At 63.8% G+C, this 23,595-nt stretch carries 23 protein-coding genes and 1 riboswitch; of the genes, 8 read left to right on the forward strand and 15 right to left on the reverse strand.

Annotated features, from left to right (window positions below):
• Window positions 1-51: 51 nt before the first annotated feature.
• From gcvP to gcvT, 3 genes are all read right to left on the reverse strand, one after another.
• Window positions 52-2,901 (reverse strand): aminomethyl-transferring glycine dehydrogenase, encoded by a 2,850-nt coding sequence (gene gcvP, locus U3648_RS04940; protein ID WP_420858526.1) that lies wholly within the window; start codon window positions 2,899-2,901, stop codon window positions 52-54.
• Between the two features lie 84 nt (window positions 2,902-2,985).
• On the reverse strand, window positions 2,986-3,345 hold the full coding sequence (gene gcvH, locus U3648_RS04945) for a glycine cleavage system protein GcvH (RefSeq protein ID WP_420858135.1): 360 nt from the start codon (window positions 3,343-3,345) through the stop codon (window positions 2,986-2,988).
• Between the two features lie 24 nt (window positions 3,346-3,369).
• Entirely contained in the window at window positions 3,370-4,515 is a 1,146-nt protein-coding gene (gcvT, locus tag U3648_RS04950) for a glycine cleavage system aminomethyltransferase GcvT (RefSeq protein ID WP_420858136.1), read from the reverse strand.
• Between the two features lie 151 nt (window positions 4,516-4,666).
• Window positions 4,667-4,752: riboswitch (glycine riboswitch) on the reverse strand.
• A 176-nt stretch (window positions 4,753-4,928) separates the two neighbouring features.
• Here gcvT and U3648_RS04955 point away from each other — a divergent pair.
• Entirely contained in the window at window positions 4,929-5,849 is a 921-nt protein-coding gene (locus tag U3648_RS04955) for an MBL fold metallo-hydrolase (protein ID WP_420858137.1), read from the forward strand.
• Between the two features lie 60 nt (window positions 5,850-5,909).
• Complete coding sequence (locus U3648_RS04960; protein ID WP_420858138.1) at window positions 5,910-6,611, forward strand: glutathione S-transferase family protein; 702 nt, start codon at window positions 5,910-5,912, stop codon at window positions 6,609-6,611.
• Here the strand turns inward: U3648_RS04960 and U3648_RS04965 are convergent, their stop codons facing one another.
• From U3648_RS04965 to U3648_RS04980, 4 genes are all read right to left on the reverse strand, one after another.
• On the reverse strand, window positions 6,612-7,223 hold the full coding sequence (locus U3648_RS04965) for an inner membrane-spanning protein YciB (RefSeq protein ID WP_420858139.1): 612 nt from the start codon (window positions 7,221-7,223) through the stop codon (window positions 6,612-6,614).
• Between the two features lie 2 nt (window positions 7,224-7,225).
• The gene (locus U3648_RS04970; protein WP_420858140.1) at window positions 7,226-8,131 is read right to left on the reverse strand and encodes an EamA family transporter; all 906 of its coding nucleotides are present in this window, start codon (window positions 8,129-8,131) and stop codon (window positions 7,226-7,228) included.
• A 14-nt stretch (window positions 8,132-8,145) separates the two neighbouring features.
• On the reverse strand, window positions 8,146-9,456 hold the full coding sequence (gene ftsY, locus U3648_RS04975; RefSeq protein ID WP_420858141.1) for a signal recognition particle-docking protein FtsY: 1,311 nt from the start codon (window positions 9,454-9,456) through the stop codon (window positions 8,146-8,148).
• A gap of 76 nt (window positions 9,457-9,532) precedes the next feature.
• The gene (locus U3648_RS04980; protein WP_420858142.1) at window positions 9,533-10,225 is read right to left on the reverse strand and encodes a lysoplasmalogenase family protein; all 693 of its coding nucleotides are present in this window, start codon (window positions 10,223-10,225) and stop codon (window positions 9,533-9,535) included.
• On the opposite strand from U3648_RS04980, the gene U3648_RS04985 reads away from it, so the two are divergent.
• Together U3648_RS04985 and U3648_RS04990 are read left to right on the forward strand one after the other, a co-directional pair.
• Window positions 10,224-11,252 (forward strand): alkane 1-monooxygenase, encoded by a 1,029-nt coding sequence (locus U3648_RS04985; RefSeq protein ID WP_420858143.1) that lies wholly within the window; start codon window positions 10,224-10,226, stop codon window positions 11,250-11,252. The genes U3648_RS04980 and U3648_RS04985 overlap by 2 nt on opposite strands.
• Window positions 11,249-11,641, forward strand: a complete 393-nt coding sequence (locus U3648_RS04990; RefSeq protein WP_420858144.1) for a hypothetical protein — start codon at window positions 11,249-11,251, stop codon at window positions 11,639-11,641. Before U3648_RS04985 ends, U3648_RS04990 begins: the two co-directional genes overlap by 4 nt.
• Here U3648_RS04990 and xseA read toward each other — a convergent pair whose 3' ends face one another.
• Window positions 11,642-13,156, reverse strand: a complete 1,515-nt coding sequence (gene xseA / locus U3648_RS04995; protein WP_420858145.1) for an exodeoxyribonuclease VII large subunit — start codon at window positions 13,154-13,156, stop codon at window positions 11,642-11,644.
• Between the two features lie 69 nt (window positions 13,157-13,225).
• Between xseA and purD the strand changes: the two genes are divergently transcribed.
• Window positions 13,226-14,488, forward strand: coding sequence for a phosphoribosylamine--glycine ligase (gene purD, locus U3648_RS05000; protein WP_420858146.1), 1,263 nt, complete (start codon window positions 13,226-13,228; stop codon window positions 14,486-14,488).
• A gap of 156 nt (window positions 14,489-14,644) precedes the next feature.
• Here the strand turns inward: purD and U3648_RS05005 are convergent, their stop codons facing one another.
• The 5 genes from U3648_RS05005 to U3648_RS05025 all read right to left on the reverse strand — a co-directional run bounded on the left by U3648_RS05005 (window position 14,645) and on the right by U3648_RS05025 (window position 19,586).
• Window positions 14,645-15,154, reverse strand: a complete 510-nt coding sequence (locus U3648_RS05005; protein ID WP_420858147.1) for a CarD family transcriptional regulator — start codon at window positions 15,152-15,154, stop codon at window positions 14,645-14,647.
• Window positions 15,155-15,403: 249 nt separating this feature from the next.
• Window positions 15,404-15,739: a ferredoxin FdxA gene (fdxA, locus tag U3648_RS05010; protein WP_420858148.1), complete on the reverse strand. Its 336-nt coding sequence runs from the start codon at window positions 15,737-15,739 to the stop codon at window positions 15,404-15,406.
• Between the two features lie 52 nt (window positions 15,740-15,791).
• Window positions 15,792-16,184 carry an RNA-binding S4 domain-containing protein gene (locus tag U3648_RS05015; protein WP_420858149.1) on the reverse strand — a complete coding sequence of 131 codons (393 nt, stop codon included), beginning with the start codon at window positions 16,182-16,184 and terminating at the stop codon, window positions 15,792-15,794.
• Window positions 16,185-16,193: 9 nt separating this feature from the next.
• Complete coding sequence (locus U3648_RS05020; protein WP_420858150.1) at window positions 16,194-18,992, reverse strand: helicase-related protein; 2,799 nt, start codon at window positions 18,990-18,992, stop codon at window positions 16,194-16,196.
• Window positions 18,993-19,025: 33 nt separating this feature from the next.
• Entirely contained in the window at window positions 19,026-19,586 is a 561-nt protein-coding gene (locus tag U3648_RS05025) for a tetratricopeptide repeat protein (protein WP_420858151.1), read from the reverse strand.
• Window positions 19,587-19,658: 72 nt separating this feature from the next.
• On the opposite strand from U3648_RS05025, the gene U3648_RS05030 reads away from it, so the two are divergent.
• From U3648_RS05030 to U3648_RS05040, 3 genes are all read left to right on the forward strand, one after another.
• Window positions 19,659-19,949 carry an SCP2 sterol-binding domain-containing protein gene (locus U3648_RS05030; RefSeq protein ID WP_420858152.1) on the forward strand — a complete coding sequence of 97 codons (291 nt, stop codon included), beginning with the start codon at window positions 19,659-19,661 and terminating at the stop codon, window positions 19,947-19,949.
• A complete protein-coding gene (locus tag U3648_RS05035) occupies window positions 19,949-20,887 on the forward strand; it encodes an alpha/beta hydrolase (protein ID WP_420858153.1) in 939 nt (312 codons plus the stop codon). Before U3648_RS05030 ends, U3648_RS05035 begins: the two co-directional genes overlap by 1 nt.
• A 271-nt stretch (window positions 20,888-21,158) precedes the next feature.
• Entirely contained in the window at window positions 21,159-22,973 is a 1,815-nt protein-coding gene (locus tag U3648_RS05040; RefSeq protein ID WP_420858154.1) for a M3 family oligoendopeptidase, read from the forward strand.
• A 56-nt stretch (window positions 22,974-23,029) separates the two neighbouring features.
• Here the strand turns inward: U3648_RS05040 and U3648_RS05045 are convergent, their stop codons facing one another.
• Together U3648_RS05045 and U3648_RS05050 are read right to left on the reverse strand one after the other, a co-directional pair.
• Window positions 23,030-23,416: a VOC family protein gene (locus U3648_RS05045; protein WP_420858155.1), complete on the reverse strand. Its 387-nt coding sequence runs from the start codon at window positions 23,414-23,416 to the stop codon at window positions 23,030-23,032.
• Window positions 23,403-23,555, reverse strand: a complete 153-nt coding sequence (locus U3648_RS05050) for a hypothetical protein (protein ID WP_420858156.1) — start codon at window positions 23,553-23,555, stop codon at window positions 23,403-23,405. The genes U3648_RS05045 and U3648_RS05050 overlap by 14 nt, the downstream gene beginning before the upstream one ends.
• Window positions 23,556-23,595 lie beyond the last annotated feature (40 nt).

The raw sequence follows: 23,595 nt of genomic DNA on the forward strand, positions 1-23,595 counted from the left end.
CCCGCGCCAAGGGAGTTTCGGGGGCCAGCGAACCGGCCCCCGATCACGCGGTCATTCGGCCGCGTCGAGGTAATCTTCCAGCGGCGGACAGGTGCAGACAAGGTTCCGGTCGCCATAGACGTTGTCGACCCGGTTGACCGGGGACCAGTATTTGTCCACGCGGAACGACCCCGCCGGGAAACAGCCGGTCTTGCGGTCGTAGGGACGGTCCCATTCGCTCACCAGATCTTCGACCGTGTGCGGCGCGTTGCACAGCGGATTGTTGTCCTGCGGCCATTCGCCGTTTTCGACCCGCTCGATCTCGGACCGAATGTCCAGCATCGCCGCGATAAAGCGGTCCAGCTCGGCCTTGGTCTCGGATTCGGTGGGTTCGACCATCAGCGTGCCCGCCACCGGCCAGCTCATCGTGGGCGCATGGAACCCGTTGTCCACCAGACGTTTGGCGATGTCGTCCACGGTCACATGGGCGCTGTCGGCAAAGGGGCGCGTGTCAAGGATGCATTCATGGGCCACGCGGCCCTGTTTGCCCTTGAACAGCACGTCATAGGCGCCTTCCAGCCGCTTGGCGATGTAATTGGCGTTCAGGATCGCCACCTTCGTGGCCTGCGTCAGCCCCTGCCCGCCCATCATCAGCACATAGGCCCAGGAAATCAGCAGGATCGAGGCCGACCCCCAGGGCGCGGCGCTGACCGGGCCGGTCTGGCCGCCGGTTTCCGGGTGGCCCGGCAGGTAGGGTGCCAAATGCGCCTTGACCCCGATCGGACCCATGCCGGGGCCGCCGCCGCCATGCGGGATGGCAAAGGTCTTGTGCAGGTTCAGGTGGGACACGTCGCCGCCGATCTCGCCCGGTTTGGCAAGCCCGACCATGGCGTTCAGGTTCGCCCCGTCGATATAGACCTGTCCGCCATGCGCATGGGTGATCTCGCAGACCGCGCGCACGGTGTCTTCGAACACGCCGTGGGTGGACGGGTAGGTGATCATGCAGGCGGCCAGACGGTCGCCCGCGGCTTCTGCCTTGGCGGCGAAATCATCAAGGTCGATGTCGCCGTTGTCGGCGGATTTGACCACGACGACCTCCATCCCGCACATCTGGGCGCTGGCGGGGTTGGTGCCATGGGCCGAGACCGGGATCAGGCAGATCTTGCGCTGATCGTCGCCATTGGCCGCGTGATAGGCCATGATCGTCAGAAGGCCCGCATATTCGCCCTGCGCCCCCGAATTGGGCTGCATCGACATGGCATCATAGCCGGTCGCGACACAAAGCTTGTCGGACAGATCCGCGATCATCTGCTGGTAGCCTTCGGCCTGATCCAGCGGCGCGAAGGGATGCATGAAGGCAAACTCGGGCCAGCTGATCGGCATCATTTCGACCGCGGCGTTCAGCTTCATGGTGCAGGACCCCAATGGGATCATCGCCCGGTCCAGCGCAAGGTCGCGGTCCGACAGGCGGCGCATGTAGCGCATCATCTCGGTCTCGGCCCGGTTCATGTGGAAGATCGGGTGGGTCAGGTAATCCGACGCGCGCTGAAGCTCTTCCGGAATCCGGTATTCGTGGGCAAGGTTGTCGTCCTTGGTGTCAATCCCGAAGGCACGCCAGACCGCCTCGATGGTGCGGCGACGGGTGCGTTCATCAAGGCTGATCCCGACCTTGGTCGTGCCGACCTTGCGCAGGTTCACCCCGTTTTCGACAGCCAGTTGCATGACCGCGCCCTGAAGCGGACCAACCTCGACCGTGATGGTGTCAAAGAAATGATCAGGTTCGACGGTGAACCCTGCGGCTTCGAGCCCGCGCACAAGGCGAACGGTCTTGCGGTGCACACGCTGGGCAATTGCCTTGAGGCCCTTCGGCCCGTGGAACACCGCATACATCGACGCCATGACCGCCAGAAGTGCCTGCGCGGTGCAGACGTTCGACGTCGCCTTTTCGCGTCGGATGTGCTGTTCGCGGGTTTGCAGCGACAGACGATAGGCCGGGTGGCCGTGGCTGTCGACCGACACGCCGACAATCCGGCCCGGCATGTTGCGCTTGTAGGCGTCCTTGCAGGCGAAATAGGCCGCGTGCGGGCCGCCATAGCCAAGCGGCACACCAAACCGCTGGGTCGATCCAACAGCGATATCGGCGCCCATCGCGCCGGGTTCTTTCAGCAGCGTCAGCGCGAGCGGGTCGGCAATGACGATGCCAATCGCCTTGGCCGCGTGCAGCTTCTCGATATGGGCGGTGAAATCGCGGACGTGGCCGTAGGTGCCGGGATATTGGAACACGGCGCCAAAGACCGCCTCGGCATCCATCTCGTCCGGGTTGCCAACAATCACCTCGATCCCCAGAGGCGCGGCGCGGGTCTTGATCACCTCGATGTTCTGTGGGTGGCAGTCCTGATCGACGAAGAAAGCCTTGGCCTTCGACTTGGCCACGCGTTCGGCCATGGTCATCGCCTCGGCCGCCGCCGTCGCCTCGTCCAGAAGCGAGGCATTGGCGATCTCAAGACCGGTCAGGTCGGTGATCATGGTCTGGTAGTTCAGAAGCGCCTCAAGCCGGCCTTGCGAAATCTCGGGCTGGTAGGGGGTGTAGGCGGTGTACCAGGCGGGGTTTTCAAGGATGTTGCGCTGGATCGCGGGCGGGGTCACGGTGCCATAATATCCCTGCCCGATCAGGCTGGTCAGCACCTTGTTTTTCTTGGCCACCTGACCAAGGAAATGCAGCAATTCACCTTCCGACTTCGGCTTGCCGAAATCCAGAGGTTCGGCCTGTCGCAGGCTTTTCGGGACCGTCTGGTCGATCAGGTCATCCAGGCTGTCAGCGCCGACGACCTTCAGCATCTCGGCCATTTCCTCGGGCGAGGGGCCGATATGGCGGCGGTTGGCAAAATCGTAGGGAAGGTAGTCGGTCGGGGTGAAAGGCATCTGCGTCTCCATGATCCCAAGGGAAAGGGGAGCGGGCGCGGGCGTCGCTCCCCCCGTATCGGTGCAACTGTTGGCGGGGCTGACCTAGGCGATGAACTCTTTGTAGGCGGCCTCATCCATCAGGTCGTCCAGCGCCGACATGTCGTCGATCTTCATCTTGAAGAACCAGCCATCGCCTGTGGGGTCGTCGTTGACCAGCGCGGGGTTGTCGGCCAGTGCTTCGTTCACCTCGACGATCTCGCCGTCGAGCGGGGCAAGGATGTCCGACGCCGCCTTGACGGATTCGATCACCACGACCTCGTCATCCTTGGACACGGTGGTCTCGGCCTCGGGCAGTTCGACAAAGACGATATCGCCCAGCTGTTCGCTGGCATGGTCGGAAATGCCAACGACGACCAGATCGCCTTCGACGCGGAGCCATTCGTGTTCTTCAGTGTATTTCATTGGACTTCTCTCCAGTTGGACAATTCAGCGTTTATAGGTGGCCGCGCGGAACGGCATGTCCGCGACGGTAACGGGAAGGCGCTTGCCGCGCACCTCGCCAAAGAGACGGGTGCCGGTTGCGGACAGGCCGGTCGCGACATAGCCCATGGCCATGGGCCGTTCGATCGAGGGGCCAAAGGCGCCGGAGGTGACAGTGCCAATCGGCGCGCCGCCCTCTTCCTCGGCGAACAGCTCGACCCCGGCCCGCATCGGCGCGCGGCCTTCGGGCAGCAGCCCCACGCGCAGGCGGGACGGGCCATCGGCCAGTTCTTTCAGGATACGCTCTGCGCCCGGAAACCCGCCTTCACGGGTGCCACCGGCACGGCGGGCCTTTTGCATGGCCCAGTTCAGGTTCGCCTCGACCGGGCTGGTGGTCGGGTCAAGGTCATTGCCGTAGAGGCACAGCCCCGCCTCAAGTCGCAGGCTGTCACGCGCGCCAAGGCCGATCAGTTCGACAGCCTCGTCCGCGATCAGGGCGCGGGTGATCTCCTCGGCCCGATCGTTCGGGATCGACACCTCGTATCCGTCCTCGCCGGAATAGCCCGACCGGCTGACCCAGCAGTCCGCGCCCATGATGTCGACCGTCGCGACGTCCATGAATTTCATCTCGGCCACGGCGGGGGCCAGCACGGCGAGTGCACGCTCCGCCTCGGGCCCTTGCAGGGCGATCAGGGCGCGATCGGTGATCGGGATCACGTCGCAGGTGTCGGACAGGTTGGCCTGCATATGGGCGATGTCGGCATCCTTGCAGGCGGCATTGACCACGACAAACAGGTGATCGCCGCGGTTGGCGACCATCAGGTCATCGTCGATCCCGCCGGTGTCATTGGTGAACAGGGCATAGCGCTGGCGGCCTTCCTTCAGTTCCAGCAGGGCCACGGGCACAAGCGTTTCAAGCGCCAGCGCGGCATCGGCCACATTGCCGGACCTCGGACGCAGGATCACCTGCCCCATGTGGCTGACATCGAACAGGCCCGCCTTGGCGCGGGTGTGCAGATGTTCCTGCATCACGCCCAGCTTGTATTGCACAGGCATGTCATAGCCCGCGAAGGGCACCATCTTGGCACCCATTTCGCGGTGCAACGCGTTCAGCACGGTTTGTTTCAGATCAGCCCCGGTCGCGTCAGTCATGTCGCCCCTTCCCTTGGTTCAGCCGGGGCGGAATGCGACCGGCATCGGTTCCGGGCCATTGGCCCGGCGTTCGATGCCCCCTCTGTCCTTTCGCCTGAGATCGTTATCCCTTCGGCGGGCGCGTCACACGCGCCTCTCTCCAGAGTTTGTCCTTCGCAGCACGGTCCTGTTGCCTGAGAGTTTACCGGGGCGGTTGCTCCTTCGGCACTGGTGATCCAGTTCTCCCATACTGCGCCTTTCGATTACGAGATTCGCGGGTCACCCGTCCAGAGATTTCTGCATACGATGGGATGCCGGGCAAAAACGCAGGAAGAATTGCCGCGAAGTCCGTGTTTCGCGCACGAATTTCCCGGTAGGCAGACGGCATCGGATTGATATAAACAAATAGCAATGCATGCATGGGAGGTTGATCAATGATCGTGACACGCCGTAGATTGCTTCAAACCGGAGGGGCCGCTTTGGCCGCTGCGGGCGGGATGGTCCCGGTCTGGGCCCATGCCAGCACCCAGGTTGGGGCGATGCAGATCGATACCTTGTCGGACGGCAATCTTGTCCTGCCGCGCAATTTCATCCTTGGCGCCGTGCCGGAAGAAGAGGCCGCCGCAATCCTCGACAGCTTTGACATCGCAGGCGACAGTTTCACCCCCGATTGCAACCTGACCCTGATGCGGGACGGGACCAATACGGTGATCTTCGACGCGGGCTCTGGCCCCAACTTCATGCCCTCGGCGGGCAAGCTACTGGATGCGATGGATGCGCTGGGGGTCGATCCTGCCGAAGTGACCCATGTGCTGTTCACCCACGCCCATCCGGACCATCTGTGGGGGGCGTTGGACGATTTTGATGAACCTTTCTTTATGAATGCGGCCCATCTGATCGGCGCCGAAGAACTGGCCTATTGGATGGACCCGGAGACGGTGAACACCATCGGGACCGAGCGGCAGGCCTTTGCTGCAGGCGCATCGCGCATCCTTGCAACTCTGGATGACTACGGTGTGCTGGAAACCTTTGACGACGGGGCCGAGGTGCTGCCGGGGATCACCGCGCGGCAGTTCGGCGGGCATACACCGGGGCATATGGTGTTTGACCTGAATTCGGAGGGCGCAGGGCTGACCGTGGTCGGTGATGTGATCGGCAATCACCACCTTGCCTTTGCCCGGCCCGGCTGGCCATCGGGGTCAGATCAGGACCCGGAGGCGGGGATCGTGTCGCGCAGCGCGCTTCTGGCGGAACTGGCCGAAAGCGGGCGCAGCCTGATCGGCTATCACCTGCCCTTCCCCGGCATCGGCACGGCAGTGGCGGACGGCGACGGATACCGCTTCGTCGCGGCCTGATCAGGGTTGCCATTTCCACGTTAACCAACATTCTGGGCGGGCCAAGCACGGAGCCCGCCCATGACCGCCCTGATCGACCTGTATTTCTGGCCCACGCCGAACGGTTGGAAGATCTCCATCGCGTTGGAAGAAATGGGCCTGCCATACACCACCCATCTGGTCAACATCGGCAAGGGCGACCAGTTTGCGCCCGAATTCCTTGCCATTTCCCCCAATAACAAGATGCCCGCGATTACCGATCCCGACGGGCCGGATGGCACGCCGATCTCGATTTTCGAAAGCGGGGCGATCCTGCAATACCTCGCCCGCAAGACCGGACAGTTATACGGTGAAACCGAGCGGGAACGCATCGCCGTGGACCAATGGCTGATGTGGCAGATGGGCGGGCTTGAGCCGATGGCCGGGCAGGCGCATCACTTCCTGAAATACGCCCCCCACATGGACCCGCCCCATGACCTGCCCTACGCCAAGGACCGATACCGCGCGGAAACCGCCCGGCTTTATGGGGTGATGGACCGGCAGTTAGCGAACCATGAATTCCTTGCCGGGGATTTCTTTTCCATCGCCGATATCGCCTGCTGGGGCTGGGCGTCGCTGTGGGAGGGACAGGAACAGAGGCTGGATGACAAACCCCGGCTTGCCCGCTGGCTGGACACCGTCAGCGCCCGGCCCGGCGTGCAGCGCGGCCGCGCCCTTTATGCAGAGCTGCGATCGGACTTTCGCAAGGACACATCCGGCCACGGGCACCTGTTCAAACGGTGATCAGGCGTCTTTGTCGCCCTCTTCCGCGATCCCGTGATCTTCGAAAATCCGGTATTGCGACATGACAAAGGCGAAAAGCGCGATGGGCAGGCCAAAGGTCTTGACCGAAACCCAGACCGCATCCGACAGCGCAAAGGCAATGACCGTGTTCAACACCGCCAGCGCCACGAAGAAATGGGCAAATCGCCCGGTGAGGATGATCCATCCTTCGGGCGTCATTGGCAGGAATTCCTCCATCACATAGGCCAGATAGGATTTCCCGCGCCACAGACCGACATAGAGGATGCCGGCAAAAGCGGCATAGAGGATGGTGGGTTTCAGCTTCAGAAACAACTCGTCGTTCAAAAGCACGGTCAGCCCGCCCATGACCACAACCAGCACAAGGGTCATGACCTGCATCCGCGACAGCCGCCCGGTCAGCGCCCAAAGTGCGCCCATGCAGATGACAAGCAGCGGGACAAACCCCGCGGTGATCAGGATGAAGGGTTTCACCTCGCGCCCGAACAAGGGGTAGGTGTCCTCTTTCAACAGAAAGAAGGCCGCGAAGAAAGCCAGCACGGGGCCGAAATCAAGCGCCGTTTTCAACCATCCGGGCACCTTGCGTTCCGCCATGCCTATCGTCCTCCCAGTTCCACCATCACCGCGCCCAGCGCGATCAGTCCCATCAACGCGAGCCGTCGCGGCCCGACCTTTTCGCCCAGAATGAACCAACCGATCAGGGCGGCGAAAACAGGCGAAGTTTCGCGCAGCACGGCCGCCTCGCCCACCTTGTCCAGCCGGGTCGCCAGAAGGACCCCACCGAAACTGGCCCAAGCGATAACAGCCCCGATCGCCCCGCGCCAGACCAGTGTCCGCGCCGATCCGGCCATGCCGAACCGCCGCACGTGATAGGCCGCGATCAGCGGCATATCGAGCGAGGTGATCACGAAGAACCACGCAAGAAAGGTGAAGGGGTTCGCGGCCAGCCGGATCCCCCACGCGTCATAGACCGTATAAAGCGCCACCATCAACCCGCCCACCAGCGCCCAGACCAAGCCGATCCGCAGCCCGCGTCCATCGAGCTTTTCCTCGGACAGGTTGCGCAGCGCCAAAAGCAGCATCGCACCCGACAGACAGGCCACCCCGGCCCATTGCAAGGCGGTGAAATGTTCGTGGAAGATTGCCGCCGCGGCCAGCACGGTCACCACCGGGCCGGTCCCCCTGATCACCGGGTAGACCACCGTATAGGCCGCCCGCTCATAGGCCAGCGCGACAGTCATCTTGTAAAAGAAATGCAAGACGGCCGCGCCCAGCAGGATCAGGAACCCCTGCGCCGTCGGCCATGGCACCAGAAATAGCGCGATGGGCAGCGACAGACCCAACAGCCAGACGTCGATCACGCCCCGGATGACGAAGGGATGATACCGTCCCTTCTGCAGCGCCCCAAAGGCCGCGTGAAACAGCGCCGAGGACAGGGCCAGCACAAGCGCCAGCTGCGCGCCCTGCGGGGTTCCGGCGATGGACAGGATCCAGTCGCCCATCCGCTAGCGCCCTGTCACAGGTTGCGCCCGACAAGGGCGTTGGCAAAGTCCTCGGGGTCGAAGGGGGCCAGATCGTCGATCTGTTCGCCCACCCCGATGGCGTGGATTGGCAGGCCGAATTTATCGGCCAGTGCCACAAGGACACCACCCTTCGCCGTCCCGTCCAGCTTGGTCATGATCAGGCCCGACACATCGGCAAGCTCCTGAAAAACCTTGACCTGGCTCAGGGCGTTCTGACCGGTCGTCGCGTCCAGCACCAACAGGGTATTATGCGGCGCTTCGGGGTCTTTCTTGCGGATCACCCGGACAATTTTCGCCAGTTCCTCCATCAGATCGGCGCGGTTTTGCAGACGCCCGGCGGTGTCGATCATCAAAAGGTCGGCGCCGTCGCGCTGCGCCTGATCCATCGCGTCAAAAGCCAGGCTGGCGGGATCGGACCCTTCGGGCGCGGTCAGCACCGGCACCCCGGCCCGGTCACCCCAGACCTGAAGCTGTTCCACCGCCGCCGCGCGGAAGGTATCACCAGCAGCGATCACCACTTTCTTGCCCGCCGCCCGGAACTGGCTGGCCAGCTTGCCGATGGTCGTAGTCTTGCCCGACCCATTGACCCCGACCACCAGAACGACCTGCGGCGTCTTGGGGTAAATCGGCAGCGGGCGGGCCACGGGCTCCATGATCCGGCTGATTTCAGAGGCCATCAGCCCTTTGATCTCGTCCACGCTCAGCCGTTTTCCCAAACGGCCCTCGGCCATGTTGGCGGTGACGCGCAGGGCCGTATCAACGCCCATATCGGCAGTGATCAGCAGCTCTTCGAGCTGTTCGAGCATGTCGTCGTCCAGCGCCCGGCGGACAACGGTCTTTTTCTCGCCCCGGCCCAGAAGGCGACCCAGAAGGCCCGGCTTTGCCGCCGGTTCCTCGGGCGCATCGGCCAACAGATCGGCGCGCGCGAGTTCCGGTTCCGGTTCCGGTTCCGGTTCCGGTTCCGGTTCCGGTTCCGGTTCCGGTTCCGGTTCCGGTTCCGGTTCCGGTGAAAGACTTTGCATGATCGGGGCCGGGTCAAGCACGATGACGCCCGGCGACGGCCCCTCATCATCGATTTCGGGCTCGGGCTCGGGCTCGGGCTCGGGCTCGGGCTCGGGCTCGGGCTCGGGCTCGGGCTCGGGCTCGGGCTCGGGAAGGGGTGCTGCTGCCGGGGCGGCTGTGTCAACCACCTCCTCGGTGATGTCCTCTTCCTCGCCCCCGTCCGAAACGATTGCCTCCAGCCCTTCGTCGATCTTCGACGAGGACTTGAACAACCGCTCTTTCATCTTCTTGAAAAACGACATCCGCGCGCCCGAGCCCCTTTACCCGTGTCCCATTGGTTTCCTTCCACCTAATCCGCAACGCGGCGCATTGGAAGGGTCAGGCAGTGGCTGACAAGGCGAAAACCCAGGCAAAACCCGCCTGTGCACCCCAATAAAGCGACCAGACCGCATAGGGGGTCCAGCGGCGGGCCGGGTGGGCGGCGGTCAGAACAAACAACTCGAACGACAGGATCGTGTCGGACGCCATGAAGGCCAGCGCCGACAGGGCCACGGGCCACGGCAGCGAAAGCGCGAGCAACCCCATCGCCCCGATGATCGCGACATAGCCCATGACCGGCCAGCGCATCGGCCCGGTGCGCGACCACAAAAGCCCCGCCATCGCGACGGAAAACAGGCCCACGACCGCGCCCGCGCCTGCCCCGGGCCAGCCGCCCCCGGCCCCGACCATCAACCAGACATAGGCCAGATGCGCCAATGCAAAGGCCACCAGCCCCGCCAGAAACGCCCGCTCCCCGGGTCGGGACAGGAAGAAATCCCCGACCGCGCCCAGCGCAAGGGCCGCGACAAGCGCCACGGGCCCGCCCGCCAGACCGGCGGCAAGGGACAGGCCCGCGACCGCCCCGGTCTTGACCAAGGATTTCGGCCAGCTGTGCCCGGCAGCGCAATAGCGCGTCAGGAACAGGGCCGATAACAGCGCGGAGGCGGCGAACACGAACATGTAGTAATCAGACACCACGGGGGCGGTTCCGGCAATTGCAGACGCCGCGTCAGCCTGCCAGACTGCGCGCATGTTGTTGTTCTCCGTCGCCAGCCTGACCCCTGCCGCGCTGATCGCCCTTGCCACGTTGTCGGGGGGCGGATGGGCCTTTGCCCTTCTGGCCTATATGGCGGTTTTCGTGCCCCTGCTGGACTTGTTGGTCGCGCGCGTTACCCCGCCCGCCGAGGCAGAGGAATTCCCGGCGGCCAACGCGCTGTCCGTCGCGCTGGCGCTGGCACATTTCGCGGGGCTGGCGCTGGCGGTCTGGGCGCTTTCGGGGCCCATGCTGACCCTGGCGCAAAAGGCCGCGCTGTTTGCCGGTGCGGGGCTTTGGTTCGGGCAGGTCAGCAACTCCAACGCGCACGAGCTGATCCATCGGGGTAACAGGTTGCTGCATCGGCTTGGGGTTGCAGTCTATGTCTCGCTTCTGTTCGGGCACCACGCCTCGGCCCACGTTCTGGTGCATCACGTGCGGGTCGCTACACCAGAGGACCCGAATTCGGCGCGGCTGGGCGAAGGGTTCTACCGCTTTGCTCTGCGGGCCTGGATGGGATCGTTTCGCGAAGGGTTGCGGGCGGAAACCGCGCGGATGGTGCGGGCCGGACGGCCCCTGTGGCGGCATCCCTACGGCGCCTATGTCGGCGGGGCGGTGGTGACGTTTGCGGCGGCCTTTGTGCTGGGCGGCGCGGGCGGCATTTTGGCCATGATCGGGCTGGCGGGATATGCGCAGATGCAGCTGCTCTTGTCCGACTATGTGCAGCACTACGGGCTGTCGCGGGCCATGCGCCCGGATGGCAAACCCGAACCCGTGGCCGACCGGCATAGCTGGAACAGCCCGCATTGGTATTCCTCGTCAATGATGCTGAACGCGCCGCGCCATTCGGACCACCACGCGCGGCCTTTGCGCCCCTATCCGGCGCTACGGCTGACGGACGGGCCGCAACTGCCCCGATCCTTGCCGGTGATGGCGACCCTTGCGCTTTTCCCCCGAAGGTGGCGGCGGGTCATGGACAGGCGCGTGGCCATTCAATCTCCCAATTCAGAAAGGCCAACCGGATGATCCGCGCAATTCTTGCCGCGCTTGTCGGCATGACCGCCCCCGCCGCGGCACAAACCGCACTCAGCGCGGACGCGTTTGAAGCCTACAGCGAAGGCCGGACATTCTATTTCGGGGTCGAGGGCGAAGGCATCTACGGGATGGAAACCTACTATCCCGACCGGCGGGTCATCTGGACATTCATGGATGGGCGCTGCGAGGAAGGCATCTGGTACGAAGAGGCCGGAAACATTTGTTTTTCCTATGATTTCGACCCTGACCCGCAATGTTGGAGAATGTTTGAAGTGGACAGCGGCCTGATGGCCGTTTTCATGAACAGGCCCGACAGTGATACACTTTATACCGTCACGCCTGCCCCGAACGCGGTGGTGTGTCAGGGGCCGGGGGTCTGATCAGAACAACGACCCCTGTTCGGGTGGCTTCTTGGGCGCCGATTTCTTTGCGCCGCCTCCCTTGCCCGCGCCAACGGTGATCCGCCCATCAGCGAATTGGATCTCCAGTTCGGTCGCGGCCCCGGCGGATTTAGTGTCCTTCACCACCGCCCCGTCGCCGCGCACAACGGCATAGCCGCGCTCCAGCGTGCGTTCGTAACCAAGGCTTTGGCGTAGACGGTCCAGCGCCTCCAGCCGGTCGCGGTGGCGGGTGTGGATGGCGGTCATCGCCGCCCCGGCCCGATCCATCAGATCGGCGGCCTTGCGGCGGGTCTCGTCGATATCTTTCCGGCTGTCGCGCAATTGCCGTTGCAGGGCGGGGGCAAGACGGCCCGACAGGCGGTCCAGAACCCGCCGTTCCTGTGTAATCCGCCCCTGCAGAACCGAAGGACGCAGACTGCCCGCGACCCGGCCCAGCAGGATCGCCTTTTGCGCGGTCGCGGCCCGAAGCGCGGATGGTAGCCTGTCCGACGCGCGGTCCAGCCGCTGGCGCGGCGTATCCAGAAGGGATTCAGCCCGTGGCAGCGCGCGGGACAGATCGCGCAGACGCTGGCCGCGCAATTGCACCCCCTGCCCCACCGCGCGGGTCAGCCGCGCGCCCATCTGGTCAACCGCCGCCGCAAGTTCGACCCGCACCGGCACCGCCAGTTCCGCCGCCGCCGTCGGCGTGGGCGCGCGCTTGTCCGAGACAAAGTCGATCAGGGTGGTGTCGGTTTCGTGGCCCACTGCCGAAATCAGCGGGATGTCTGACGCCGCCGCCGCGCGGGCGACGATTTCTTCGTTGAAGCCCCACAGATCCTCGATAGAGCCGCCGCCGCGCGCCACGATCAGCAGGTCTGGGCGCGGCAGGGCGCCGCCGGGGGTCAGCCGGTTGAACCCTTCGATCGCCGCTGCCACCTGTGCCGCGCATTGCTGGCCCTGCACGGCAACCGGCCAAACGAGAACCTTGCGCGGGAACCGGTCGCGCAACCGGTGCAGGATGTCGCGGATCACCGCGCCGGTAGGCGACGTGACCACGCCAATCACCTCGGGCAGGAAGGGGATGGGTTTCTTCCGGTCCTCGGCGAACAGCCCTTCGGCGGCCAGCATCGCCTTGCGCTTTTCCAGCATGGCCATCAGGGCGCCCGCACCCGCCGGGGTCACATCCTCGACGTTCAACTGGTATTTCGACTGCGGGCCATAGGTGGTCAGACGGCCGGTGGCGATGACCTCCATCCCTTCTTCCGGGCGATGCGACAGGCGGGCGACCTGCCCCTTCCAGCTGACACTGGCGATGACGTTTCGGTCGTCCTTCAGGTCAAAATACAGGTGGCCGGTTCGGGCAAGAACAACCCGGCCCACCTCACCACGCACGCGGACATGACCGAACTCTCCTTCCAGCGTCCGCTTCACCGCGCCGGTGATTTCGGACACGGTCAGTTCGGGGCTGTTCGATCCGCCGTTTCCCTGCGGTCCATCGTCGTCAAACAGGTCCATGCGCCACCCTTGTTATCCGTGCCCGCCGACCTTATGACGCGGGGCAACAAAGGCCAAGCGGGGGACGCCATGAACATTCTCATTCTCGGCAGCGGCGGGCGGGAACATGCGCTGGCCTGGGCCGTCCTGCAAAATCCGAAATGTGACAAGCTGATCGTCGCGCCGGGAAATGCCGGGATCGCACAGATCGCCGACTGCGCGGATATCGACATCCTTGACGGGGACGTGGTGGCGCAATTCGCGGCCGAAAACGCGGTGGATTTCGTGATCGTCGGACCAGAGGCCCCCCTCGCGGCGGGTGTCGCGGACCGGTGCCGCGCCGCCGGACTTTCCGTTTTCGGACCTTCGGCAGCCGCAGCGCGGCTTGAGGCGTCCAAGTCTTTCACAAAAGCAATCTGCGACGCATCGAACGCCCCAACTGCCGCCTATGCCCGCTTTGACAGCGCCGACCCCGCCCGCGCCTACATCCGGCAACAGGGCGCACCCATCGTGGTCAAGGCCGACGGGCTGGCCGCGGGCAAAGGCGTGATCGTCGCCATGACCGAGGACGAGGCGCTCGCCGCCATCGACGACATGTTCGGCGGCGAATTCGGCGCAGCCGGGGCCGAGGTGTTGATCGAGGAATTCATGGAGGGCGAGGAAGGATCGCTTTTCGTGCTGGTTGACGGGGAAACCGTGCTGCCTATCGGCACCGCGCAGGACCACAAGCGGGTCGGCGAAGGCGACACCGGGCCGAATACCGGCGGCATGGGCGCCTATTCCCCCGCGCCGGTCCTGTCAGATGCGGTGGTAGACACGGCGATGTCAGAAATCGTCAAGCCGACCATGGCGGAAATGGCACGGCAAGGGATGCCCTATCAGGGGGTGCTCTACGTCGGGCTGATGATCAAGGACGGGCAACCGCGATTGGTGGAATACAACGTCCGCTTTGGCGACCCGGAATGCCAGGTGTTGATGCTGCGGCTTGGCGCGCAGGCGCTGGACCTGATGCAGGCCACGGCCGAAGGGCGGCTGGCCGAGGCACAGGTCAGCTGGGCCAATGACCATGCGATCACTGTTGTCATGGCCGCCAACGGATACCCCGGAGCCTATGAAAAAGGCTCTGTCATCAAGGGGCTGGACGGCTTGCCTGAGAACAGCATGAACGTGGTGTTCCACGCGGGCACAACGGGGAAAGACGGACAGATCACCGCCACCGGCGGTCGGGTTCTGAACGTCACCGCTCGCGGCGCGACCCTATCCGAGGCGCGGGATCGGGCCTATGCCATGGTTGATCAGATCGACTGGCCGGATGGGTTCTGCCGGCGCGACATCGGTTGGCGGGCGCTATAACCCCTTCTTTGGGTTAATAAATATCCCGGGGTGAATGGCCCGTCAGGGCCAGAGGGGCAGAGCCCCTGCCCCGTCCTCATGGGTCTTGACCCATGGGCAAAAGAATATGCCGCGCCCGGACGGGGCGCGGCATTCATTTTGACAAACCTTCGAAAATCAGGCAGCGCGGCTGGTCAGCACGCTGTCGATTTCCTTGGCGGCGGCGGTCTCATCGTTCCCTGCCACCGCTGCAATCTCGCGGGTCAGACGTTCCAGAGCAGCCTCGTACAGCTGACGCTCGGAATAGGACTGTTCGCGCTGGTCGTCGGCGCGGTGCAGGTCGCGGACCACCTCGGCAATCGCGATCAGATCGCCCGAATTGATCTTCTGTTCGTATTCCTGGGCCCGACGCGACCACATGGCCTTTTTCACCTTGGCCTTTCCCTTCAGGGTTTTCATCGCATGGGCAACGACGTCCGGCGACGACAGGCCGCGCATTCCAACTTCGGTCGCCTTGTTGGTCGGCACCCGCAGGGTCATCTTGTCCTTCTCGAAGGAAATCACGAAAAGTTCCAACTCGAACCCGGCGACTTCCTGCTTTTCGATCGACACGATCTTGCCGACGCCGTGGGCGGGGTAAACCACGAAGTCATTCGGGCTATACTCGAGCTTCTTCGACTTGCTCATATTCGTCCTTCCTATGACGACCGAACTGTATTTGGCGACAAAACAACCGGCGGAGATAAACAGCATCTCCGTCGGTTTCGCGCCTATGTTGTCAGGTCATGAATCCAGCAGCATTAGGGGCATCATATCACAAAAATGGCACATCCGGAAGCGCCGCAGCGCAGCACCGGAAATACCCCATATATTGCGGGGGGTTAGGTCCGATTCCAAAATCTGGGGTCCGGCAGGCCGCGAAACCCGCCGAATCGCTTAGCCGCCTTCGCCGGGCTTTTCCGAGAAGAGGTCAAGCTTGCCGGGCTTGCCGTCCATCTCGTCGGCATTTGGCAGCGGGTCTTTCTTGGTCACGATGACCGGCCACATTTCCGAATACTTGCGGTTGAATTCCACCCATTTTTCCATCTCCGGTTCGGTATCGGGCCGGATCGCATCGGCGGGGCATTCGGGTTCGCAAACGCCGCAGTCGATGCATTCATCGGGGTGAATCACCAGCATGTTCTCGCCTTCGTAGAAGCAGTCCACGGGGCAGACTTCCACGCAGTCGGTGTATTTGCAGGCAATGCAGTTGTCGTTGACGATATAGGTCATTTGGGGCCACCGGTTTCGTCTGTTTCGCGCCTAGCTAGGCCAAGCGCGGGCGTCATTCAAGATCGAAAGCCCCTTTCGCCCCCAACTGCGACGCCATGTTCCGGCGTTCTTTCTTTCCCGGGCGGCCCGTTCCATCGAACCCCGGATTGTGCGGAGGTTTTTCCGCAGGCGGCGGCGACAGGTCCTCGTAAAGCGCCTGCGCCTCGCTTGCGGGGCCGCGTCGGACCCCGATTCCCGTGATACGAACGACCTTGATGTCGTCTTCCTTGGCGAAGGTCAGAACATCGCCCGGGCCCACCGCGCGCGCCGGTTTCGACACCGGCGTGCCATCCACCCGAACCTTGCCCGCCGACACGATCGACGCGGCCAGCGTGCGCGTCTTGAAGAAACGCGCATGCCAGAGCCATTTGTCGATGCGGATCGTGTCCCGCGGGCTGTCCGTCACGTCAGGCCGTCACTTCGTCTTGAAGCCTGACAGGGCAGCGGCGAAGGGGTTGTCGGGGTCGATCCGGGCCTCGCGCTTGGGCTTGGCCGCGAAGGTCTGGGGTTTCTGGTCGCCACGCGGCCCACCCTTGCCCTGCGGCTTGCCGCCCTTGCGCCCTTTCGGCCCGCCTTTCGAACGGTCGCCGCCGCGGGCCTCTTGTGGCCGTCCACCGCCCTTGCGCTGGCCGCGTCCGGCCCAGGTGAAGGTATAGAATACCTCCATCTCGGGCGCGGCATCTTCGGTCGGGATCTCGGCAGGGGCCTCTTGCGGGGCTTCTTGCGGCACCTCGACCGGCGCTTCCTGCGGCTGGTCCGCGGGCACTTCAACCGGGGGCTCGGTGGGGGTTTCGTCGGGCTGACCCGGCAGTTCCGGCTCGCCTGCGACGACCGGTTTCGCCTTTTCGCGTTCGCCCTTTTCCGCCTTGTATCCAAGGCCTTGCATCAGGTCGGCGAATTGTTCCAGCGTCATGCCGGTGATCGACAGCATATCGGGGTTGGCTTCGAAGCCGCCCTTGCTGTCCTTGTCGCGCAGCATGTCGGCCAGCCGTTCCAGCATGTCGATGCGGATCGCCCGTTCGCCCGCGGCGCGATAGCCGGCCATGGCGTAATACCCCGGCTCTGCCCCTTTCTGGGCGGGCACGGTGACAAGGCCCGGCGGCGGGGCTTCGGGGAAGTCCTGCAACCCCTTGGCCAGCGACCACAGCACAAGGCGCAGACGGGTCGGCGCCGGTTTCAGCAGCAGCGGCATGAAGACGGTGAACTGGCCAAAGCGGACGCCATGCTTGCGCAGCGCGCCACGGGCATCCTGATCCAGATCGCGCACCTCGTTCGCAACTTCGCCACGGGGAATGATCCCGAACCCTTCGGACAGGCGGAAGGCAAAGCCACGGGCCAGCCCGGTCAGCGCCTCGTCGCCCAGCATCGCCAGCATCGGCTCATAGAGGGCGGCAATCTTGCGGTCGATGAAGTGTTGCAGGCGGCGGGTGACCTTCTGGGCCACGTCATCGCCGGCTTCCTCGTCGACAAAGGCCTGCACCTGCGGCTTCATCGGTTCCGGCCCCGCGACAAGCTTGCCCACGGCCTGATCGCCCCACATCAAGCCACCCTGTTCGGTAAAGTCGATTTCCGTATCGGGGGCGTTGTAGAACCGGTCGGCCCGCAGGCTGAAATGCGGCGCAAGCGCCTGCACCGACGCCTGACGCAGGGTCTTTGCCTCGTCCGGGCTTCCGGTTTTGTCCATCCGGAAACGGAACCCTTCCAACCGCCCGACGAATTCGCCGTCGACGGTCACTTCACCCTGTTCGTTCACCTCGGCCACAAGGCCCTCCTTCTGCTTGAGCCGGCGAAGCAAAACTGATGTCCGCCGGTCCACAAATCTTTGCGTCAATGCCGCATGCAGCGCATCTGACAGGCGGTCTTCTACCGCGCGCGTGGCCCCGCGCCAATGGGATTCGTCCGCAAGCCATCCACGCCGTTGCGCCACATAGGTCCATGTCCGCACATAGGCCAGCCGTTTGGACAGCGTGTCGATATCGCCCTCGGGCCGGTCCACCCGCTTCACCTGCCGGGCAAACCAGTCGCGCGGGATCTCTCCGTGCTGGTGCAGGAAGGTAAAGATGTCCCGCACAAGGTTGGCGTGTTCGCCCCGGCTGATCCCCCGGAAATCCGGCACCCGGCAGACATCCCACAAGAGTTTCACCGACGGCCCATCGCTGGCCCGGGCCATCACCTCGATATCGGCCGACATGGCCCTGAGCGCGGCAAGGTCATCGGATTCGCGCACCCGGGTGAACCAGTCGTTGTCGGTCTTCTGTTCCAGCGCGCCCAAAAGCCGGTTCACCGATCCGAACCGAAGCGAGGAATTGCGCCATTGCAGTTTCTTCACCGGGCGGAACTGGTGGTTCTCGATCGCCTCGACCACAGCCGGATCGAGGTCCGGCGCTTCGCCGGTCACGCCGAATGATCCGTGGGTCATGTGCCGCCCCGCCCGACCGGCGATCTGGGCCAGTTCGTCAACTGCAAGGGGCCGCATCCGCCGCCCGTCGAATTTGTCCAGCGCGGAAAAGGCGACGTGGTTCACGTCAAGATTCAGGCCCATCCCGATGGCATCGGTCGCGACAAGGAAGTCCACGTCGCCATTTTGATACATCTCGACCTGGGCATTGCGGGTCCGGGGGCTAAGTGCGCCCATGACCACAGCCGCGCCGCCCTTGGTCCGGCGCAGCAGTTCGGCGATGCCATAGAGATTATCAACCGAAAACCCCACAATTGCCGATCTTCCAGGCATTCGGCTTATCTTTTTCGAACCTGCATAGGTCAGGGTCGAAAACCGCTCCCGATGCAGGAACTGCACCTTGGGGACCAGCGCGGCGATGGCGGGGCGCATGGTTTCGGACCCCATGAACAGGGTCTCATGCAGGCCCCGGGCGTGCAATAGCCGGTCGGTGAACACATGGCCGCGTTCGGCATCGGCGCAGAGCTGAATTTCATCGACGGCCAGAAAATCACAGCCCATCCCCTCGGGCATCGCTTCGACCGTACAGACCCAATATTGGGCGCGGTCGGGAACGATCCGTTCCTCGCCCGTGATAAGCGCCACCACTGACGGACCGCGCAGGGCGACGATCCGGTCATAGACCTCGCGCGCAAGAAGCCGCAGCGGCAGGCCGATCACCCCGGTCCGATGCGCCAGCATCCGTTCGATGGCGTAATGGGTCTTGCCGGTGTTGGTCGGCCCAAGCACGGCCGTGATCCGGGGGGCAGCAGACATGATTGTATCCCGGACTGGCGGGGGGCAAACGGGCTAGAGCGCCTGCCCCTCGAACTGAAGTTTCAAACGATCCGCGGCCTCTTGGGCCAGCGTATTCGCCGGGTAGATATCCAGCACCCGGCCATAAACCTCAAGCGCCTCTTCCGGGCGCTCCAATTCTTCCAGCATGACCGCGAATCCGCGCATGGCGTCGAAATGCCGGGGGTTGAGCGCGAGGGTCTGGCGCAGGTCATCCAGCGCCGGACCGGGCAGGTCGAGAAGGTAATAGGCGATGGCGCGGCAGGAATAGCCTTCGGCGAAATCCGGCGCATGGTCGATCACGGCGGTGCAATGTTCGGAGGCGGCGAGCGGGTCGCCCGCGTCGATCGCCTCTTGCCCACGGCGCAGCAGCAGGTCGATGGCCGCCGATCCGCTCTTGCTCCACTCTGCCCGAATCTGATCGCCGATCCGGTCCGCATCGGCCCCTTGCGCCGCCTGCAAATCGTCGAACAGCGCATCTAACGCAGCGTCATCCGCCATGGCGGGTAGGGAAAACCCGACTGCGACGACAGATGCCGCAACGATAGATTTGAAGTGATCGGTCAGAGTGCCCATAACGTCAATGTAACCTATGCCGCGTAGGGTTCCAGTACCCCAGCGGTCAAATCATCGAAAGGACGACACGGGATGAGCGAAATTCTGACTGCGGCGGTTGCCGCCCTGAACGACAAGATGGGCGGCGCGGGCTTTGACGGCTCTGCCAAGTTCCAGATCGAAGGCGAAGGCGCGATCGTGATCGACGGCTCCGGTGCCCATGTCAGCGACGATGACGCCGACGTGACCCTCTCGGCCAGCGCCGAAACCTTTCAGGCGATCCTTGAAGGAGAGGAAAACCCGACGGCCGCTTTCATGACCGGCAAGCTGACCGTGGATGGCGACATGGGTATGGCGATGAAGCTGGCCGGGGTTCTGGCCTGATGCTGGCGGGCGCACCCTATTTCGATGCGGTGGCGGACGGGCCGGCCGGGGGCCGGACCGAATGGTTGCGCACGTCGGACGGGGTGCGCATCCGCGTGGGCCATTGGACCGGGCCAGAGGCGCGGGGCACCGTCCTGCTGTTTCCAGGCCGGACCGAATATATCGAAAAATACGGGCGCGCGGCGCGCGATCTGCTGGACCGTGGCTTTGCGACGGTCGCGGTGGACTGGCGGGGACAAGGATTGGCCGACCGGCCGGATCACAACCCGATGCAGGGCCATGTGCACCACTTCCACGACTACCAAAAGGATGTCGCGGCGGTGCTGCGCTATGCCCGCGATCAGGGTTTGCCCGAACCCTTCTACCTGATTGCCCATTCCATGGGCGGCTGCATTGGCCTGCGCGCCCTGTATGACGGGCTGCCGGTCAGGGCTGCGGCCTTTTCGGCCCCAATGTGGGGGATCGGAATCGCCCCGGCCCTGCGCCCCTTTGCCTGGGTCGTGTCGTCCCTGTCCAAACCGCTGGGGTTCAGCCATAGGTTCCCGCCGGGCCAGAACGCCGACAGCTACGTGAATACCGCCGATTTCAACGAGAATTCCCTGACCACCGACCGCGAGATGTTCGACTACATGCTCGACCAGCTTCGGGCGCACCCGGATCTTGCCCTTGGCGGACCGTCCCTGCGCTGGCTCGGCGAGGCGCTGGTGGAAATGCGGGCGCTGGCACGGAAACCTTCACCCGATGTGCCGACGATCACCTTTCTTGGCACGGCCGAGGATATCGTGGACCCGAGCCGCATCCGCGACCGGATGGGCCGCTGGCCAAATGGAACCTTGGTCGAGATCGACGGCGCCCGTCACGAAGTGATGATGGAAGGGCCCGAGACCCGGAAGATGGTGTTCGATCGGATCGCCGGCCATTTCAACGCCGCGCCCTGACCAAATGGTGGGTCAAGACCCACCTTGCGCCCTGTCTTTCAACGCGCTGGACCCACCGCATCCCCGCCGCCGCGCACGACGGTGTTCGGCACCCTCATCCTCCCCACTCTCATTTTGCCCCAAATACTCCGGGGTGAATGGCCCAACGGGCCAGAGGGGCAGAGCCCCTCAAAGGTAAGGTAGGTTTCAACCCACCCTCTCCGCCCCCGGGGGTTTCATGTCGACGGGCAAAGCACTATCTCTGACGTCAAACGTCATGACGAGGTATTCCATGCGCACCCCTACCCCCAATTTCGACAAAGACAGCCGCGGCGCCAACGCTTTGGGCCAATTGCCGGATTGGGACCTGACCGACCTTTACGCCGATCCCGATGCACCGGAACTGGCGCGCGATCTGGACTGGCTTGAAACCGCCTGCGCCAGTTTCGCCGCCGATTACGAAGGAAAGCTGGCCGATCTGGACGGCGCCGGGCTGGCCGAGGCGGTAAAGCGATACGAGGAGATCGACATCATCGCCGGGCGGATCATGTCATATGCCGGCCTGCGCTACTACCAGATGACCATGGACGGCGAGCGGGCGAAATTCATGTCCGACTGTCAGGATAAGGTCACCACCTTCACCACGCCGCTTGTCTTCTACAGCCTCGAATTCAACCGCCTGTCGGACGAAGCGCTGGACGCCGCCTATGCCGCAAGCGCCGATCTGGCCCGCTATCGCCCGGTGCTGGACCGGATGCGGGCGATGAAGCCTTACCAGCTGTCGGACGAGTTGGAGAAATTCCTGCACGACCAGTCTACCGTCGGGGCCAGCGCCTGGAACAAGCTGTTCGATGAAACCATGGCCGGGCTGATGTTCACCGTCGATGGCGAGGAACAGAACCTTGAGGCGACGTTGAACCTTCTGACCGAACAGGATCGCGCCACGCGCGAGGCGGCGGCCCGCGAACTGGCCCGGGTCTTTGGCCAGAACGTGAAACTGTTCGCCCGTGTTCACAACACGCTCGCCAAGGAAAAGCAGATCGAGGACCGCTGGCGCGGCTTCCCCACCCCGCAGACCGGCCGCCACCTGTCCAACCATGTGGAACCCGAGGTGGTCGAGGCGCTGCGCAACGCGGTGGTCGCCGCCTACCCGCGCTTGTCGCATCGCTATTACGCGCTGAAGGCGAAATGGATGGGGCTGGACCGGATGCAGGTCTGGGACCGCAACGCGCCCCTGCCGATGGAATCCGACCGGATCGTGAATTGGGAAGAGGCCCGCAAGACCGTGATGGAAGCCTACGCCGGGTTCGATCCGCGCATGGCCGAGCTTGCCGAACCGTTCTTCGACAAAGGCTGGATCGACGCGGGCGTGAAACCGGGCAAGGCCCCCGGCGCCTTTGCCCACCCGACCGTCACCACGGTGCACCCCTATGTGATGCTCAACTACATGGGCAAACCGCGCGATGTGATGACCTTGGCGCATGAACTGGGCCACGGTGTCCATCAGGTGCTGGCCGCCGGTCAGGGGGAACTTCTGTCCTCCACCCCGCTGACGTTGGCCGAAACCGCCTCGGTCTTTGGGGAGATGCTGACCTTCCGCAAGCTTCTGGCCGACGCCAAGGATGACGCGGAACGCAAGGTTCTTCTGGCGGGCAAGGTCGAGGACATGATCAACACGGTCGTGCGCCAGATCGCCTTTTACGATTTCGAATGCAAATTGCACGCCGCCCGCGCCGAAGGCGAATTGACACCCGAGGATATCAACGCCCTGTGGATGTCCGTGCAGGCCCAAAGCCTTGGGCCGGTCTTCGACTTCATGGAAGGCTATGAAACCTTCTGGTCCTACATCCCCCACTTCGTCCATTCGCCCTTCTACGTCTACGCCTATGCCTTCGGCGACGGGTTGGTGAACGCGCTCTATGCTGCCTACGAAGAAAGCGACGGGGATTTCCAGGAGAAATATTTCGATATGCTCAAAGCGGGCGGGTCGAAGCACCACAAGGACCTTTTAGCACCCTTTGGTCTGGATGCCAGCGACCCGGCATTCTGGGACAAGGGCCTGTCGATGATCGAAGGCTTCATCGACGAATTGGAAGCCATGGGCTGAGACCGGGGTAAGGTGGGTCTAAACCCACCTTACTTGGCCTCGTGCGGGTGGAACGATCAGGCGTAGCAGACCACCTCGATCTCGACCCCGTTGTTTTCATCGAAATAGAAGCGGCGGCCCGGTTCGTAGTCCGCATGGGAATGCGGCGCGAACCCTTCGGCGCGGACCGCCGCCTCGGCCGCGGCCAGGTCGTCCACGACGATCCCGATATGGTTCAGCCCACCCCGCATGAGATAACTGTTGTCGGCCGGGGTTTGCGCCGCACCGCCGTCCGGGCCTGTGTACAGTGCCAGATACTGGTCGCCGGTTCCGACGTGAACGGTAAAGCCGCCATTGATAGCCGTTCCTTCCCAGCGGGTTTCCCAGCCAAACAGCCGATGCAGGACCGCGGCTGTGGCGCGTGGGTCGGCAACGGTCACGTTCACATGTTCAAGCCTTGCCATTCCGGCCCCCTTTCCGATCAAGCCCAAAGCGGACACAGCCCGCGGTCAGGTCGTGCCCCCACCCCAGCCCATCCCGTTCAAGGTGCCGCACCACCGCAGGCGGCAGGCACACCCGTTCCGAATTCCGTTCCCATGGCATCGTTCAATCCTTTCTTGCCTTGTGTTCAACCTTCGACTCA

Origin of the sequence: Marivivens marinus (assembly GCF_035969385.1) — a bacterium.
Lineage (GTDB): Bacteria > Pseudomonadota > Alphaproteobacteria > Rhodobacterales > Rhodobacteraceae > SELP01.